The following is a 16,963-nucleotide window of genomic DNA, read 5'->3' on the forward strand; positions in this document are numbered from 1 at the left end:
TAAATCTGTGGTTATTATATAAGCAACGCAAAGGGTGGAAGGGCAACTCAATGTATAAACTAATCAAACGCTTGTTGTTATTAATTGTAATTTTAGGGCTAAGTGGCACCGCTGTCGTTTATGGGGTACTTAGCTTAAGTTTACCTGCACTTGATGGCAACGGGCGCAGTATGGCAGTGAATGAACCCGTGAAAATTTCCCGTGATACATTGGGCCAAGCTGTTATCAACGCTAAAAGCCGTAACGATGCCGCTTATGGCTTAGGGTATGCGCACGGACAGGACCGATTTTTTCAAATGGATCTACTTAGGCGTAATGCTGCAGGAGAGCTAAGTGAATTATTTGGTAAAGCCGCTGTTGAGCTTGATAAAAAAATGCGTTTTCATCAACTACGAAAACGTAGCCTCGCTATTTTAAATACCTTACCAGAGCGCGATAAACAGCTGTTAAAAAGTTATGCTCAAGGCGTAAACGAAGGTTTAGCCCAAGTAGGTTATGCAAGCTTTGAATATATACTTACCGGCGCAACTCAAAAACCGTGGCAAAGCGAAGACAGCTTATTAGTGATTTTTAGCATGTACTTAGATTTACAAAGCATGACATTTAATCGCGATCAAACTTTGATTCAATTAGAGCAAATATACAGTAAAAATATGGTTGATTTTTTAACGCAACCTAGCCAATACCAAGCTGCGCTTGATGGTAGTAAATTAGCCAAATTTGCAGGTGAATTACCCATTCTTGCACCGCAAACGACTCATGTTGCAAGCCACATTGAAGCCCCTCAAGAGCTTGGTAGTAATAATTGGGCCGTTACCGGAGAGCTTACAAAAACAGGTGCAGGTATGGTGTCTGACGATATGCACTTATCAATGGCGGTGCCGGTTATTTGGTACAGAGCGCAGCTTAATTACACACAAAATGGTAAACAATCTCAAATAACAGGCGTATCACTTCCTGGCACTCCTGCCATTGTAGTGGGAACCAATAATAAAATTGCATGGGGTTTCACTAACGGTTATTTAGATACTGCCGATTGGATTGCGCTAAATAGCGATAGCAAAACATGGCTTGTTGATGAGCCTATTTTATTACCTGAAGGAGGCGTTGAAACTTACTCGCTAATAATGAGCGAATACGGCCCAGTAAAATACATTAACGAAAAGCCTTATGCACTTAGTTGGGCAGCGCATCAACCTTATGCGGTTAACATGCAGCTATTAAAGCTTGAGCAAGCAGATACTGTGGACGATGCGCTCGCCCTTGCAAGTAATGTGGGTATACCTGTACAGAATTTAATGGTTGTTGATAGCCTAGGTAATGCGGCATGGAAAAATATAGGCGGTATTCCGGCGCGTACAAATGTCAGTGAGTTAAGTGTAAATGCACAGCACTACTCTGCACTTTTTGAGCAAAACGAAATTAATCGCCCATTTGTTAAAAACCCACCCAGCGGGCGATTATGGACAGGAAACTCTCGTGTTGTATCTGCCAGCGACAACGCACGTTTTGGTAATGGCGGCTACGCATTAGGTGCACGTTCAAGCCAAATTCGTGACCGTTTATTTGAAAAACAAACCTTTGCCGAGAGCGACTTTTACGCACTACAGCTTGATAACCAAGCCCGCTTTTTAATGCCATGGCATGAGTTGTTACTCAAGCAGTTAAAAACCAATGAGGTTAAAAATGCGAAGTACATCACAGAGCTTGAAAACTGGCAGCAATGCGCATGTGCTTCTTCGGTAGGCTATACCCTGGTTAAACGCTATAGAGATGAAGTTATTAACCTTGTGTTTAACCATATTGAAGTCACTCTTAATGAGCATGAGGGCACACTTAAGCCTATCAAGCGTGGGTTGGAGCCGGCGCTGTGGCAACTTATTAATAATAAGCCTGCATCTTGGATTAACCCTCAATTTAATAGTTGGGACGAACAATTAGCGGGTGCTTTTGATCACACTGTAAATAAATTGAGTGAGCAATTTGGCACTAATATAAAACAGTGGCAGTGGGGTAAAGTAAATGAGCTGGTAATCGAGCATCCTTTTGCAAAACAAATCCCTTTATTGGCAAAGTTACTTAATATGCCAACCGCTGCAGGATTTGGTGACTCCTATATGCCTGCGGTGCAGGGGCAGAGTTTTGGTGCATCACAACGTTTTATTGCTCAACCAGGGCATTTAGAACAGGCTATTTTAAGCGTGCCGGGTGGCCAATCGGGTCACCCGCTATCAGAGTTTTATAGAGCTGGTTTTAGCGACTATATTGAAGGGAAGCAAACTGCGCTATTACCACAAACGCTAATGCATCAAATCGTTATCTCACCAAAGTAGTGTGAGCCAAAATGTAAGTAATCACGTTCTATATAACTCTAACAATGGAGAACTAAAATGAAAAAATTACTACCCGCGTTAATAACAGGTTTACTACTGAGCGCATCGGCTCATGCAGACGATAACCCCGTTACCGCAGAAAAATTAAGTGAAAGTGTCTATGTACTATTCGGGCAAGGTGGCAACATTGCTGCAAGTGTGGGTGATGACGGTATTTATATTATTGACGATCAGTTTGCTAAGCTCTCAGACGATATTAAAAAAACCATCAGCGACTTAAAGCTTGGTAGCGCCGAATTTGTAATTAATACCCATCACCATGGCGACCATACCGGCGGCAATGAAAATTTTGCTAAAGCAGGTGCACATGTCATTGCGCACGACAATGTTCATAAGCGTTTGAAAGAAAAGCATGGTGAGGGTTCTAAATTTTTACCTCGTATTAGTTTTGGTCACGATTTAAAACTTCATTTTAATAATGAACACGCACATGTTGTGCATTACAAACATGCCCATACCGACGGCGACTCAGTTATCTTTTTTAGTAACGACAACATAGTTCACATGGGTGATATTTACTTTAATTTTGGTAGCTTACCGTTTGTTGATGTAGATAGTGGCGGCAGTGTTGATGGAGTATTAGCTGCGGTTGACGATGTTATTAACCAAATCGACGATAATACACAAGTTATTCCGGGGCATGGTCCAGTAAGTGACCGTTCAGGGCTGATAACGTATCGTAAGCTGGTGCAAAAAGCCAAAGATGTTATGCTTAAGGCAATGCAAAACGATGCAAGTTTGCAGCAAGTACTTGACGCCGACCCATTATCAGAGCTGGGTCTTAAATATGCAAAATGGCTACCAAAAGAGCGAGTAACCACATTGTTTTATCGTAGCTTAAAGTAACTTGCAAAGTGAGTTAGCACGCATAATATAGTTTATTAAGCTGAGCATTTGTTCAGCTTTTTTGTTCCCATGCCCCAAGGAGTTGTGTATGTCGGCAGAAAAAACCCACCTAGAAATTTGTAACTTGACCAAAGAGCAGTACCCACAAATAAAAACGCTAATGGATCAAGCTTACCCAGACTTAGGTGGCGCATGGCCAAGCCATACCATTTTTAGATTAATCGATCAGTTTCCAGAAGGGCAAATCGGCATAGTAGATGACGGCGTGCTGGTGGGTTTAGCACTCAGCGTGCAAGTAGACTACGCCCGCTTTTCAAATCCGCACACCTACGAAGACATTGCTGACGGCCATGACCGTGTATTTAGCGATACCGATGGCGATGCGCTATACGGTTTAGATGTTGCTATTAGCGAAACTCACCGAGGTATGCGTTTAGGGCGTCGCCTTTATGATGCCCGTAAAGAATTGTGCCGCCAATATAACTTACGCGCTATTTTAGCCGGAGGCCGTATTCCGCGTTATTACAATCACAGCAGTGAAATGACGCCAATGGAATACATTGAAAAGGTTGACCAAAAAGAGCTTTATGACCCAATTTTAAGTTTTCAGCTTTCTAATGACTTTCAGGTAAAGCGATTACTAAAAAAGTACCTACCAGAAGATCAAGAGTCTGTAGGTTATGCCACCTTACTTGAGTGGAATAACATAATGTACGAGCCAACCGACACCGTACTCGAATCGACTAAATCGATAGTACGAGTAGGGGCCGTGCAATGGCAAATGCGTTGTGTTGAATCGGTTGAAGAAATGCTCAAGCAGGTAGAGTATTTTGTAGATACGGTATCTGACTACAAAAGTGACTTTATTTTATTCCCTGAATTTTTTAACGCGCCGCTGATGGGATTAACCGAGCAAAGCAATCAAACTGAAGCAATCCGCTATTTAGCCGAATACACCGAAACGTTTAAAAACGCGATGTCGCGTATGGCAATAGAATATAACGCCAATATTATTACTGGCTCTATGCCACTTGCCGAAGACGATAAAATTTATAACGTAAGTTATTTATGCCACCGTAGCGGCAAAATAGACGAGCAGCGTAAAATACACATAACCCCACATGAGCAAAACGATTGGGTTATTCAAGGCGGCGACAAAATTGCCGTGTTTGATACCGATGCTGGGCGCGTAGGTATTCAAATTTGTTACGATGTAGAGTTCCCAGAGCTTTCACGCATATTAGCTAAGCAAGGGCTTGATATACTGTTTGTGCCGTTTTGGACCGACACTAAAAATAGTTATTTACGGGTTCGCCATTGTGCACAAGCGCGGGCAATCGAAAACGAATGTTATGTGGTTATTGCAGGTTCAGTGGGTAACTTACCACAAGTAGAAAGCCTAGACGTACAGTACTCGCAATCGGCAGTACTGACGCCATCTGACTTTTCGTTCCCGCACGATGCAACACTTAACGAAGCAACACCTAATACCGAAATGTTATTATTTAGCGACCTTGATATGGATAAGCTAAAAATTCTTCATAGCGAAGGGACAGTGCGTAATTTAAAAGATCGCCGCGAAGATTTATACGACGTAATTTTGAAAAAGAGAGATGTTTAATGGCTTGGGTTTATTTAGTCATTGCCGGCTTGCTTGAAATAGGCTGGCCAATTGGTTTAAAAATTTCACAAAATCCCGACACACGCTGGCAGGGAATAGCAATGGCCATTGCATTTTTAACAGCCAGTGGTTTTATGTTGTGGCTTGCACAAAAGCAAATATCAATGGGGACTTCCTATGCCGTATGGACAGGTATAGGTGCTGCGGGTACGTTTTTAGTGGGTATATTACTTTACGGTGATGCAGCCACGTTTGGGCGTATTGCGGGTGTGCTTATGATCATTTGCGGTGTGATAACGCTAAAAATCAGCTCTTAATTTATATTTTATGGCGGCGCCTGATTTCACTAGCGCCGTTTTATTTAAATTAAAAATATTGAGTCGATTTATTCTCATATATCTCTTTTTTTATAATGTCTGCACATTTAATAGGGTTTGTCTGAGCAATAAAATGCCCACCGGATATTGTGATTACCTTTGTATTATTAAATACACTTTTAACCTCATCAACAGCACGGTTATTAACTAATATGTCGTTTGTAGGCTTAATATACACCACAGGTGTAGCGTGTGGGTTTTGAGGTTTACGTAATCGAGATATGTTCTGTAATCTATTTTTTAGTTTAGCTTTATTTGCGAAGCTAATTGATTTAAATACATCTAGTATTTGACTGTCACTTCCCGTACCTGCAAATCCTATTTTATTTAATAACCACATATTTAATTCTGATGCCTGCAAAGCAAATGTAGGTATTAGATGGGCACACCGAGATAATGAACTAGGCGCCGAAATAAAGCTTGCCAGAAATACAATCTGCTTTACATTACTACCCAATATATTACATAGCTCATATGCTATTGGCCCAGAGTATGACTCCGCTACGATAAATAATTCAGTACTTTGCAAATGTTCAGCTAGGTATTGTGCTTTTTTAGCATAGCTATCGCCTTCGAGTTCATCTAAACAAAACACTTGAATATTTAAAGCCTTAGGAAGTACTTCGAGTATTCCTTTAAAAAGCATTCCTGTTCCATCAAGCCCCGGTAGTAGTATTATTTTCAATTAAAACCCTTTTTTATTTATAGTGGTAACATCACCAAAATAGCGGCAATGGCTATAAGTATTAAGCCCGCAGTGTCTTGTTTTTTAAGTGGCTGTTTGAGCCAAAGTACGGCAATTAACATAGTAAAAAATACTTCAATCTGCCCAAGCGTTTTAACATATGCCACATGCTGTAAACTCATTGCGCTAAACCAGCCAATAGAGCCTACACAGCTAAAAATACTAATTGCGGCAGTAGTGCCTTTATATTGCCAAAGTTTGCCAACTGTGTGTGGCTCTTTTAGTAATAAATAGCTAAGTAATATAAGCGTTTGTAGGCTTATTACAAACAGTAAAACCCATGCAGCCGAGTGCGGAAATAATAACCCTGAATTTAAACTCGCTTCACGCACCCACAGCGATGTAAGGGCAAAGCTGGTACCACAGGCAAGGCCCAGTAACGCTGTTTTAGCATCAAAGTGTTTTACGCTGGTTATACCGCTAAGTAAAAGCACCGCAATAGCGCCTAAAAATACACCCAGCCAACCAAGTAGGCTAAGCGCAGAGCCAAAAAACAATACCCCTAAAATAGCAGCTACTAAGGCTTCACTCTTGGCAAGGCCTGCACCTATGGCGTAATTATTCATTTTAAACAGTTTTACCATTAAGCCGGTGGCGAGTATTTGCATAATACTTGCGCCAATAATAAATCCCCAAAAGGCATTATTAAAGGTAGGCATGGTGGTATCTTGATATTGATACAAGCCGTACAAATACACTGCAGCAATGGGGCCGGCTAAAATAAAGCGCGAAAGCGTTACGCCAGCCACACTTGCATGTGAGCTTAAATTACTTTGCAGGGCATTTCGCCATGCTTGCATAAAAGCGGCTAAAAAAGTGAAAAAGATCCAGATCATGGTATTCGTCGATAAAAAAATAAGGTCTTTAAGTTAACAATCTTTGATTATTAAAGCGACGCATTAAGGGTGATAGTGAATATTCATCACCTGCGACATTATGCCGCACTGCTTTATGAGTAAACTTAGCTATAGTAAGTGTGATGTTATTGTTTAGCCGCCAGCGTTTGTCATAAAACGTATTGGCGGCTTTTTTTGTGCGTGTATGGTATATGTATTGCTCAAATTATCAGATTTTATAATAAGAGAATAAACTATGACGACATTAGTAGTATGCGCATTATTGGCCGTATTAATGCCTTACTTTGCAAAAGTGCCTGTGGCAGTTGCGATGGCAAAGCTTGGCCAATACGACAATAAACACCCACGTTCCCAACAAGCAAAACTAACTGGCTTTGGTGCTCGGACGCTCGCTGCTCATCAAAATTGTTTTGAATCACTCGCTGTTTTTGCTGTTGCTATTGCAGTGGTATTTGGTACTAACTCGGTAAACGCAGTAACCGAAACCTTGGCGGTTACTCATATAGTCTCGCGCATTTTGTATTGTATTTTTTATTGGTTGAACTTAGATATTATACGTTCGCTTGTATGGTTTATTGGCTTAGGTACTGCCATTGCCATGATTGTAGTGAGTATTTAACTTTATTGTTAAAACCACAAAGCAAGCGGCCTAAAAGGGCGCTTGCTTTGTGTTCTTGTATTACCCAACAGCACTAATGCGATACTTTAATTCGCTCTATTAAATCGGTATGTGCAACCTCGCTGTTTATGGCAAAATCGAGCTGTACAAGTACGTCATTAAAGCCGGCCTTAGAGGTTTTATACTCCCACTTTGCCAGCGCTTCTTTAGCTGATTTATCAAAAACGTCTGACGGCTTAGATTGAATGACACTAATGTTTTTTGTTCTGCCATTAGCGGCAATATCGTATTTTAACACCACAGATCCGCTAATGCCTTGCTTAGCTGCTTGGGCTGGGTAGTGAGGCTCAATGCGAATAGTTGGTGAAATATGCTCTTCTTTAGCGCCCTCTGTTTGTGGTTGCTTTGCAATAGCGAGCGTGCTTAACATACTTGCTGCAACTAGCAGTAAGCCACCTTTGGCAAAGCGAGAGCTGCTGCCACTATGCTTTATATTGGTAAGTCGTTGTAACATGGTTTTTTTATCTCCGTAGTGTGAATAGGCCATTAGGCCTGCGGGCGTTGCTGCCGCGCAGTTCACTAAGGCTTTGCTGTATAAAATGTGTTGGTGAGTGGTTTTATTGGCAAGTACCCGTTCATCACAAGTCAGCTCTTGTAGACGGCGCACGCTTGCGTAACAAAACCAAGCGAGTGGGTTAAACCAAAGTAAAATAGTGGGTAGCAGCATGAATGCGTTTGTTAGGTTGTCTTTGCGTTTAAAGTGTACGTTTTCGTGCTCTAAAATAAGCGCCAATGTGGCTTTATCAAACTGGATATTATAATCACTGGGCAGTACTAGCTTGCTTTGAAAAATACCCACCACCATTGGTGTGGCTACATGTTGGCTGATATAAGTTTTAGCACTTGTAGTAAGTGTATGGTTAAAGTGTGTTAGCTCAGTTAGCTGCAGGCTTTTAACAAAACGAGTGTGTGTAATAAAACTAGCTATTAATAACCCCGCAGTAATAAGTACATACATAAGTGCCCAGCTAATACCCATTTCATGTGTAAAAGGCTGGTTAGGGGTAATTAAGTAATGGCTAATATTGCTATTTTGCAGTGGTTTAATAGCATTGGGTAAATTAGCGATAACTAATGCCGCAGGCATTAACCACGCTAACTTGTATACAAACCGCGCGCCAAGGGTTTTTAAACCAAATCGCTCGAGTAAAATAAATCCACAAAACAAAATACTCAATAGTAGTTGTTGCTCAATTAACCAATTAAACCCAGTTTGAATATCCATAGCTAATCCTTACTTTTGGTTTTTTTCCCAGTCATCAATGACTTTTTTAAGCTCATTTATATCTTGCTGCGAAAGCTGCTCTGATTTAGCAAACCCGCTTACCAGCGGCGCTATACGGCCACTAAAAAAACGCTCAATAAAATTTTTGCTTTCTTTTAATGTGTAGTCGGCGCGCTCCATACAAGGGGTATAAATATATTGGCGGCCGTCTTTTTCAAAGGTCAGTGCGCCTTTTTTAACTAATCGACCCAGTAGGGTTTTAATGGTTTTTTCATGCCATTGCTTATCATCGCTTAAGCGCTCAATAATTTGGCTCGCGGTGGCAGGGTAATTAATCCAAAGCGCATCAAGCACGTCGAATTCTGCTTTTGATAACTCAATCATTTTATTGCCTACAAATGTAATCTTTAAATCAAGACTACACCTGTAATCTATTTTTGCAAGGTTATTTTTTAACTTTTTGCGGTGTAATTAAGCGATTTGGTATTAGATTTTCGAAATATCAGTTTTATTAATTTGTATGGAGTGGTTTTCAGGTAGGTTTAGGTTTGAGAGGGCGAGTTCGCTAAATTGCACTCTAAATAAATCAATTACTTTAAAGCCGCAGTAATGCGCCATTTTACGTATTTGTCTGTTAAGCCCTTGTTTTAAAATAATACTAAATTGATTGTCAGCTATTTTAGTTACTTCACACGGTAAGGTTATTTGTTTATCAACGGGGATACCTGCAGCCATTTTTTCACAAAACGCGTTATTAATAGGTTTATTTACCGTGACTATATAACGTTTAGGCTGGTGGAAGTCAGGGTGAATAAGTTGATTACAAAAGTCACCGTCGTTGGTCAAAATAAGCAAGCCGCGAGAGTCTTTATCTAATCGGCCAATGGGGTAAACCCGGGTGAGGGTAGGTAAATGGTGAATAAGGCTGGCGGGGTCATTTTCATTTAATTTGCAGTCAATACCTACAGGCTTGTGGTACGCAAAATAAACTAAATCGGCTGCCCCTTTAACTACTTGGCCATTAACTATTATGTCGTCTTGCTCATCAACGTGATCAATATGATTAGCAGGGCGATTATTTACCGTTACTACCCCTTCATCTATTAAACGCGATGCCTGTTTACGCGAGCACACGCCTGCATGAGCAATGTATTTAGCAAGGCGGATTTTGTTGCTCATAAAGTGTTCTCGTTAGTTGGTAATAAAAAACTGATCGCGATTATAGCAAAGCTGCGTATCGATAAAGCGATATTTAATTAAGGTGAACAAAAATGGGTATGAAATTTTCTGAACTAAAAAATCATGAGCCGCTACAAAAAGTAGTTGTTCACTCACTTGAAATGGCGCTTTACCAGGTTTCTGTGATCATTAATAACGTTGAATATTATGTAACAGAGGAAGATGGCGAATTTGTAAGAGCAGTAAGCCCGCTGCATGTACAAAAGCGGTTTGAAAAAATAGCGTACGCACAAATGATGCTTCGCCACACAAGCGCATACGACGAAATGTGCGGGCAGCCCGAAAAAACTTCAAGCAACTTACTTGAAGTGCCTTTCGGTAAAAATAATCTTTTTTAATTAAGTGTGTTTGCTAATATCGCTTTTTTAGGAGCGGTATATGTATCAATTAAAATCTGATAACAGCGATGCGTTAAACTCAACTTTACGTAATAAAATAGTTGATTTTAATGCCAAGCACTTTGATGCGCAAAGAGTGCCACTCGGCTATAAATTTGTTGATAATAATAACGAACTAATGGCTGGTATTAGTGGTTGCGTATTTGGCAATTGGCTAATTATAAATTGGCTTTGGTGCAGTGAAATCGCTCGTAATGAAGGCCTTGCAGGGCAGTTGCTCACAGAGTTAGAGCAAGCTGCTATATTGCTTGGCGCTAAAAAAGCCCAGCTAGACACTCTCGACTTTCAAGCAAAACCTTTTTATGAAAAGCGCGGATACAGCGTAAAGTATCAACTTGATAACTACCCACTTTGCGGCACCCGCTATTTTATGGAAAAACCACTTTAATTTATAACATAACTCAATTTTTTAATCGGAGCCCAGTTACTTCGCTGTTAAAGGCTCGCCTTCAAACGTAACGCCTAAAAATGGTGTCGCCTCTGGCGCTAACATAAACGTGCGAATGTTCATATGATCGTCGCCGTTAGGGTTTTTAAGCACCTCATCGCGGTAAAACTTACCAAAGCAATCAAGAGTGTTTTGCTTGCTAAGCCCATTGAGTTTTGCAAACGCAAAAATTTTACATGAACCGTTATTTTCACTCGCTGAGCTCAGCAACCCGTGGTTATTAAAGGCACAAGCAGTAAAATCGTAATTGGCTTCAATCACCGCCATTGTATCGGTAAATTGAATGCTTTTTGGGTTCTCAGCAAGTGATTTAAGGTATTCGTTTAAAGTCATAATTGTTCCCTAAATTTAATTTATAAGGCTAATTTACTCGTAGCAGCTTATGAACGAATAAAATGCGTTAATGCGTGAATATTGGTGATTTCCACGTCGGCTAGGCCTTTGTAGTTATACTTAGCGTTTTGATCGTTTAACCACACTGATTGACAACCTGTGTTATTGGCGCCTTGTACGTCGGTATCTAGGCTATCACCAATATGGAGTATGTCGCTTTTGGTGACTTTTAGGTGCGCAGCTGCTTTGTCAAATAAGGTGCTATGAGGTTTAGCTTTACCGTGCATGCCCGCTTGTAGCACTAGCTCAAACTTATTGTGTAAATTAAAGCGTTCTATTTCAACATTGCCATTGGTTATGGCGATTAAGGTAAAATGTTGCGCTAAGTTATCAAGTAGCACTAATACGTCGTCGCTGACTACAATGTTACTGCGTGCATCGGCAAATGCGTTATAGGCGTTACTAGCGTGCAGTGCTACTTCTTGTTCAGTAAATCCTAACTTTGATAGTGCTAAACGCAATGTGTGCTTGCGCCACTGCGTTACATTGTCTTTTAGCTCGGGCTGTTGCAGAGCGGCAAGTTGCCGGCATTGTTGCCAGTATTGAGGGCCTTGTTCTTGGTAGCGTGGTAATGCATTTAAGTAATTTTGTTGGGCGCTAACGGCTGCTTTTATAATTGGGTGGTTGTTGTATAGCGTGTCGTCTAAATCAAAGCTCATGACAGAAAAAGGGCGTATTGCACGATTAAATCGGATCATTATAATTTCCTAATCAGTTTGTTTTTTAGCGCGTGGGTGGGTGTTGTCGTACACTTTGGCTAAATGCTGAAAATCTAAATGGGTATACACTTGTGTGGCCGACAAGCTACTGTGGCCAAGCAATTCTTGTACAGCACGTAAATCACCCGACGATTCTAAAATATGTGATGCAAATGAATGGCGTAATTTATGCGGATGCACCTGTGAGCTAATACCTTGCTTTATTCCCCACTCTTGCATACGCAAACGCACTTGGCGAATTGAAATACGATTTTTTTGGCTACTTAAAAATACACCTGGCTCGTCTGGCTTTGCAAACTGAGGGCGCACGGTTAACCATTTTTTTAATGCGTCTAATGCCTTTGTTCCCACGGGAATAAGGCGTTCTTTGCTACCTTTACCGCGAACTAATATTTCGCCACTTTTGGCATTAATATCTTGCATGTTAGCGCCAACTAACTCGCTAATACGTAAACCTGATGAATACATAAGTTCCATCATAGCTTTGTCTCTTATTGCCAAAGGGTCGTCGTCAGGAATTTCGAGCAAGCGAGCCATTTGATCAACGTCGAGGTTTTTAGGTAAAGGCTTGGCAAATTTGGGGCCTTTAATGCCGGTAGCAGGATTGTGATAATGCGATTGCTGCGCAATATTTTTAGCTTTTAAAAACTTATATAAACTTCTGATACAGCTCAATTTTAAGCTAATGGTTCGGCCACTTAGTTGTTTGGCGCGTAAAGCCATACTGTAACGGCGAATATGCTCTGCTTGTACGCCAAACCAGTCATCGCATAATTTATTAAAATAAAGGGCTGCAAAACCAAGTTGGCTAACATACTGATTTACAGTGTGCGCTGAATATTGTTTTTCAAATTTTAGGTAGTCGCTAAATAGCGTAATGGGTGTGCGCCAGTTGTCACTTAATTCGCTTATATTAGGCGCATCATCACTCATGCGAGTTTTTGTAACCTTAACTGCAGGGCACTAATAAAGTCCAGAACGAACAGGTTGTCTTGTGCGGGTTCAAAATGGTTCACGTTGTTGCTGCCAAACGCAAGTATGGCAATCGGTTGCTTTTTATCACCAATTAAATATATGGCCGCAGATTGCGTGTCGTCACTAAATAATAGAGCCCGTTCTTGTGCTGTAATACGGCCTAAGTAATGTCCAGAGTTTGTAAGGCGGTGTTCAATAAGCTCGTCGTAGTCAGGGGTGTATTTTATTAATTTAAAGTCACTTATGTCGTTATTTGAACACACAATGGCGTGTAAATTTTTAGCGATGGTATCAAAGTCGTCATGGCTCCAAAGCTGACGGTGGCATTGGCTGAGGAGACGGTATACGAGCTCATTTTGAACTGCGTGCTGACTCATTGTCTCGATTTGATTTTTTAAACGCGTATTGTGTTCACGCAATTGGCGCTGTTGAATATGAACTAATGACGTTGCCCCTTGCGCTTGCTGCTGAAGGTCTAGCTGAGCAAGCACGTTTGGGTGTTTAACTAAAAAGTCAGGATTTGCGAGTAAGTAGCTAGTAATTTGCTCTTCATTTAGCTCGCTCATAACGCGACTTGTCCATCGAATACGTGTTCAGCAGGGCCTGTCATTCGTACTGGATGACCTTCTCCACTCCAACGTATTTGAAGTGTTCCACCAGGTAGGTCGACTTGTACCGCGCTTGAAAGCTTGCTTTGCATATGGCCAATGACCATAGCTGCACACGCGCCAGTGCCGCAAGCGAGCGTTTCGTTTACGCCGCGCTCCCATACTCTTAGCTTTATATGCTCCTGCGATATAACTTGCATAAACCCAATGTTAGCGCGCTGTGGAAAACGTTCGTGGTTTTCAAGCAGTGGACCCAATACATCGACCTGCGCTGTCGTAATATCGTCAACTTCAAGCACACAGTGTGGGTTCCCCATAGATACTGCGCCACTAAATACGGTGTGTTCTTCAGCCCTTATAATGTAGGTGAGTTCACGTTTGCTGGCTTTAAGCGGTATTTTGCTTGGCTCGAAATTAGGGTGCCCCATGTTAACCGTAACTTGGCCGTCTTTTTCTATATAGAGCGTTAAGTTACCCGATTTGGTTGATACACTAATTTTATGTTTGTTAGTCAGGCCTTTCATGCGCACAAAACGTGCAAAGCAACGTGCACCATTACCGCATTGTTCTACTTCGGTACCATCGGCATTAAAAATACGATAATGAAAATCAAGATCCGGGGAGTATGGTGCTTCAACCATGAGTAATTGGTCAAAGCCAATGCCAAAGTGGCGATCAGCCAGTTTTTTTATTTGATCTCGTGATAAAAATACATTTTGTGTAATGTTATCAATAACAACAAAGTCGTTGCCTAAGCCGTGCATTTTGGAAAAATTAACTAACATAGCGCTCTAATTCGTGTTTGCTCTGTGGTAATCATGCCACAGAGCAGCTAGTTGGCAAAAACGTTTATGGTAAAATTTTCTCACCTTGATAAAGACTCTCAATGGTTTCACGTTCGCGAATAAGATGGTGCTGTTCACCGTCTACCATTATTTCAGCTACGCGTGGGCGAGAGTTATAGTTTGAACTCATAGTAAAGCCATATGCCCCAGCACTTCGCTGCGCGAGTAAATCGCCTTGTTTCAGCGCCAGTTCTCGGTCTTTTCCTAAAAAGTCACCGGTTTCGCACACGGGGCCAACAATATCAAAGTTGTGAGTTGGCGTATCGTCATCACGAACCGACACAGGTATAATTTTTTGCCACGCTTGATAAAGAGAAGGGCGAAGCATATCGTTCATGCCAGCATCAACAATGGCAAAAAATTTACTTTGGTTTTGTTTAATAAACTCAACTTGCGTAATTAATACCCCTGCGTTTGCAGCAATGGCACGACCTGGTTCAAAAATAAGTTCTAAATGGCGGTAGTTTTCTAGGCGAGCCGTTACTTGCTCTGCGTATTCACTAGGATGAGGTGGTTGTTCGTTGTCGTAAGGAACACCTAACCCACCACCTATGTCTAAATGGCTTAATTCTATCCCGACACTTTTTAGCTCATCTATTAGCGCAAGGAGTTTGTCAAGCGCTTCTAAAAAAGGCTTTACTTCGGTTAACTGCGAACCAATATGGCAATCTACGCCTATTATGTTTAAGCCGGGTAAAGCAGCGGCTTGTTGATAAACACTTACAGCGGTTTGAATATCAATGCCAAATTTGTTTTCTTTAAGGCCAGTAGAAATATAAGGGTGCGTTTTTGCATCTATATCGGGGTTAACGCGAATAGAAATTGGTGCTACTAAGTTAAGCTCACACGCAACCTCTGAAATACGCTCTAATTCAGAGGCCGACTCAACGTTAAAACATTTAATCCCTAATTTTAATGCATACGCTATTTCGTCAGCGGTTTTAGCAACGCCTGAAAATACTACTTTACCGGCGTCTCCTCCTGCTTTAATTACACGCGCCAGCTCACCTTTAGATACAATGTCAAAACCCGAACCAAGGCGGGCTAGAATATTTAATACAGCAATATTAGAGTTTGCTTTTACGGCATAACATACCAAGCTTTTATGGTTTTTAGTCGCATTGGCAAACGCAAGATAGTGGCGCTCAAACGTTGCACGAGAATACACATAGCAAGGCGTGCCATATTGCTGAGCAATAGCGGCAATACCCACATCTTCAGCAAACAATTGATTGTTTTTATAGTTAAAAAAATCCATTTATTGCTCCTGTTTTACTGGTGTTGTAGGTTGCTTGGCCTCTGCGGCAGGCACCATAGTGTTTTCTGGTTGGTTTTGCTCGGCCTGTTGTTCAGGCAAATATAATGGGCCGCTTTGTCCGCAGCCAGCTAATGCGCCAAATAGGGCCGTGCAAATTAATAGTTTTTTTAATTGTAAGGTATGTGTCGCTTTCATTAGATTAATATTGTTGCTGGCTTTATAATCGCAGAGTAACAGAATATCTAAAAAATGCAGCTATTCGCGGATGATTTTATTCCTGTTACACTAGCTGCATATTTTTAACGCAATTACGTACCCAATATTAGGCGGCCCGCCTGCAAAGGAATCAACAATGACTGAACACGAATATCACCAATTAGCCGAAGCTCTTATGTTCACAATTGAAGAGCAAATTGATGATTGTGAAGCCGATTTAGATTACGAATCAGCGCAAGGTATTTTAGAAATTATTTTTCCTGATAAGAGTAAAATTGTCATCAATAAGCAAGCGCCTCTTCATCAAGTGTGGGTAGCAACTAAATTCAATGGTCACCATTTTGAAATGCGTGACGGTCAATGGATTGATAACCGCTCTGGTGCAGAGTTTTGGGAATTCATTAACGAAGCGTCAACTCGCCAAGCTGGCCAAGAAATTAAGTGGCAATCATCATTATGAGTTTAGAGTTTGTTCAATACCCCGCGCAGAGCGCGCATAAAGCGACAGTTATTTGGTTACATGGCTTAGGTGATTCGGGTGATGGGTTTGCCCCTGTAGCGCCGCAATTAAATTTACCAGCCGAGCTGGGCGTGCGTTTTGTTTTCCCACATGCGCCTGTGCAACCGGTCACCATAAATGGTGGTATGGAAATGCGTTCTTGGTACGACATTAAGTCAATAGAGCTTGATAAACGTGCCGATGAAGAAGGGGTGAGGGAGTCTGCCGAGAAAGTAGAGGCGTTAATAAATACAGAAATAGCCAACGGAATACCTGCTAACAAAATTATTTTGGCTGGTTTTTCACAAGGTGGTGTTGTGTCGCTTCACTTAGCTCCGCGCTTTGAACAAAAGTTAGCGGGTGTTATGGCACTGTCTACTTATATGTGCGCGCCGCATAAATTTACAGATGAAGCAAAGCATACCGATTTAAATGTATTTATGGCACATGGTAGTCACGATAATGTGGTACCAATGAGTGCAGGTAAAAGTGCATTTGATGTATTAACAGCACATAACATGGATGTAAGCTGGCAAGAATACCCAATGGCACACCAAGTGTGTGCAGAAGAGTTACACGCTATTCGCCAATGGTTAATTGCCCGTTTAAGCTAATTTTGGAG

General features: G+C 41.3%; 21 protein-coding genes. 9 read left to right on the plus strand and 12 right to left on the minus strand.

The window, feature by feature from the left end; translation table 11 throughout:
- The first annotated feature begins 50 nt into the window (after positions 1–50).
- The 4 genes from PMAN_RS15745 (at position 51) to PMAN_RS15760 (ending at position 5,177) form a co-directional block, all read left to right on the plus strand.
- Positions 51–2,333, plus strand: coding sequence for a penicillin acylase family protein (locus PMAN_RS15745; protein ID WP_033035591.1), 2,283 nt, complete (start codon positions 51–53; stop codon positions 2,331–2,333).
- 57 nt (positions 2,334–2,390) lie between these two features.
- Complete coding sequence (locus PMAN_RS15750; protein ID WP_010557922.1) at positions 2,391–3,239, plus strand: MBL fold metallo-hydrolase; 849 nt, start codon at positions 2,391–2,393, stop codon at positions 3,237–3,239.
- An 88-nt stretch (positions 3,240–3,327) separates the two neighbouring features.
- On the plus strand, positions 3,328–4,860 hold the full coding sequence (locus PMAN_RS15755; RefSeq protein WP_008129436.1) for a bifunctional GNAT family N-acetyltransferase/carbon-nitrogen hydrolase family protein: 1,533 nt from the start codon (positions 3,328–3,330) through the stop codon (positions 4,858–4,860).
- Positions 4,860–5,177, plus strand: coding sequence for a DMT family transporter (locus PMAN_RS15760; protein ID WP_006792480.1), 318 nt, complete (start codon positions 4,860–4,862; stop codon positions 5,175–5,177). Before PMAN_RS15755 ends, PMAN_RS15760 begins: the two co-directional genes overlap by 1 nt.
- 49 nt (positions 5,178–5,226) lie before the next feature.
- On the opposite strand, the gene PMAN_RS15765 is transcribed toward PMAN_RS15760, so the two are convergent.
- Together PMAN_RS15765 and PMAN_RS15770 are read right to left on the minus strand one after the other, a co-directional pair.
- Positions 5,227–5,922 (minus strand): hypothetical protein, encoded by a 696-nt coding sequence (locus PMAN_RS15765; RefSeq protein ID WP_033035593.1) that lies wholly within the window; start codon positions 5,920–5,922, stop codon positions 5,227–5,229.
- 17 nt (positions 5,923–5,939) lie between these two features.
- The gene (locus PMAN_RS15770) at positions 5,940–6,818 is read right to left on the minus strand and encodes a DMT family transporter (RefSeq protein WP_010557924.1); all 879 of its coding nucleotides are present in this window, start codon (positions 6,816–6,818) and stop codon (positions 5,940–5,942) included.
- Between the two features lie 256 nt (positions 6,819–7,074).
- Between PMAN_RS15770 and PMAN_RS15775 the strand changes: the two genes are divergently transcribed.
- Positions 7,075–7,458, plus strand: coding sequence for an MAPEG family protein (locus tag PMAN_RS15775; RefSeq protein ID WP_010557925.1), 384 nt, complete (start codon positions 7,075–7,077; stop codon positions 7,456–7,458).
- 73 nt (positions 7,459–7,531) lie between these two features.
- On the opposite strand, the gene PMAN_RS15780 is transcribed toward PMAN_RS15775, so the two are convergent.
- The 3 genes from PMAN_RS15780 to PMAN_RS15790 form a co-directional block, all read right to left on the minus strand.
- Complete coding sequence (locus PMAN_RS15780) at positions 7,532–8,743, minus strand: M56 family metallopeptidase (RefSeq protein ID WP_010557926.1); 1,212 nt, start codon at positions 8,741–8,743, stop codon at positions 7,532–7,534.
- Between the two features lie 9 nt (positions 8,744–8,752).
- Positions 8,753–9,127, minus strand: coding sequence for a BlaI/MecI/CopY family transcriptional regulator (locus PMAN_RS15785; RefSeq protein ID WP_004588989.1), 375 nt, complete (start codon positions 9,125–9,127; stop codon positions 8,753–8,755).
- Positions 9,128–9,229: 102 nt separating this feature from the next.
- Positions 9,230–9,922 carry a pseudouridine synthase gene (locus PMAN_RS15790; RefSeq protein ID WP_010557927.1) on the minus strand — a complete coding sequence of 231 codons (693 nt, stop codon included), beginning with the start codon at positions 9,920–9,922 and terminating at the stop codon, positions 9,230–9,232.
- Positions 9,923–10,014: 92 nt separating this feature from the next.
- Between PMAN_RS15790 and PMAN_RS15795 the strand changes: the two genes are divergently transcribed.
- Positions 10,015–10,320, plus strand: a complete 306-nt coding sequence (locus PMAN_RS15795; protein ID WP_006792473.1) for a DUF6482 family protein — start codon at positions 10,015–10,017, stop codon at positions 10,318–10,320.
- A gap of 40 nt (positions 10,321–10,360) precedes the next feature.
- Positions 10,361–10,768, plus strand: coding sequence for a GNAT family N-acetyltransferase (locus PMAN_RS15800; RefSeq protein ID WP_008129452.1), 408 nt, complete (start codon positions 10,361–10,363; stop codon positions 10,766–10,768).
- A gap of 36 nt (positions 10,769–10,804) precedes the next feature.
- Here the strand turns inward: PMAN_RS15800 and PMAN_RS15805 are convergent, their stop codons facing one another.
- The 7 genes from PMAN_RS15805 to lptM all read right to left on the minus strand — a co-directional run bounded on the left by PMAN_RS15805 (position 10,805) and on the right by lptM (position 15,821).
- The gene (locus tag PMAN_RS15805; RefSeq protein WP_010557928.1) at positions 10,805–11,161 is read right to left on the minus strand and encodes a HopJ type III effector protein; all 357 of its coding nucleotides are present in this window, start codon (positions 11,159–11,161) and stop codon (positions 10,805–10,807) included.
- Between the two features lie 47 nt (positions 11,162–11,208).
- Positions 11,209–11,919 carry an HAD-IA family hydrolase gene (locus PMAN_RS15810; protein ID WP_010557929.1) on the minus strand — a complete coding sequence of 237 codons (711 nt, stop codon included), beginning with the start codon at positions 11,917–11,919 and terminating at the stop codon, positions 11,209–11,211.
- A gap of 9 nt (positions 11,920–11,928) precedes the next feature.
- Positions 11,929–12,873: a tyrosine recombinase XerC gene (locus PMAN_RS15815; protein WP_010557930.1), complete on the minus strand. Its 945-nt coding sequence runs from the start codon at positions 12,871–12,873 to the stop codon at positions 11,929–11,931.
- Positions 12,870–13,481, minus strand: a complete 612-nt coding sequence (locus PMAN_RS15820) for a DUF484 family protein (RefSeq protein ID WP_010557931.1) — start codon at positions 13,479–13,481, stop codon at positions 12,870–12,872. The genes PMAN_RS15815 and PMAN_RS15820 overlap by 4 nt, the downstream gene beginning before the upstream one ends.
- On the minus strand, positions 13,478–14,308 hold the full coding sequence (gene dapF, locus PMAN_RS15825; RefSeq protein ID WP_010557932.1) for a diaminopimelate epimerase: 831 nt from the start codon (positions 14,306–14,308) through the stop codon (positions 13,478–13,480). The genes PMAN_RS15820 and dapF overlap by 4 nt, the downstream gene beginning before the upstream one ends.
- 64 nt (positions 14,309–14,372) lie before the next feature.
- On the minus strand, positions 14,373–15,626 hold the full coding sequence (gene lysA, locus PMAN_RS15830; protein WP_010557933.1) for a diaminopimelate decarboxylase: 1,254 nt from the start codon (positions 15,624–15,626) through the stop codon (positions 14,373–14,375).
- Complete coding sequence (gene lptM, locus PMAN_RS15835) at positions 15,627–15,821, minus strand: LPS translocon maturation chaperone LptM (protein ID WP_006792465.1); 195 nt, start codon at positions 15,819–15,821, stop codon at positions 15,627–15,629.
- A 157-nt stretch (positions 15,822–15,978) separates the two neighbouring features.
- Between lptM and cyaY the strand changes: the two genes are divergently transcribed.
- Together cyaY and PMAN_RS15845 are read left to right on the plus strand one after the other, a co-directional pair.
- Complete coding sequence (gene cyaY / locus PMAN_RS15840) at positions 15,979–16,302, plus strand: iron donor protein CyaY (RefSeq protein WP_006792464.1); 324 nt, start codon at positions 15,979–15,981, stop codon at positions 16,300–16,302.
- A complete protein-coding gene (locus tag PMAN_RS15845; RefSeq protein ID WP_006792463.1) occupies positions 16,299–16,955 on the plus strand; it encodes an alpha/beta hydrolase in 657 nt (218 codons plus the stop codon). The genes cyaY and PMAN_RS15845 overlap by 4 nt, the downstream gene beginning before the upstream one ends.
- Positions 16,956–16,963: the final 8 nt, after the last annotated feature.

This window comes from Pseudoalteromonas marina, assembly GCF_000238335.3.
Taxonomy (GTDB): Bacteria; Pseudomonadota; Gammaproteobacteria; order Enterobacterales; family Alteromonadaceae; genus Pseudoalteromonas; species Pseudoalteromonas marina.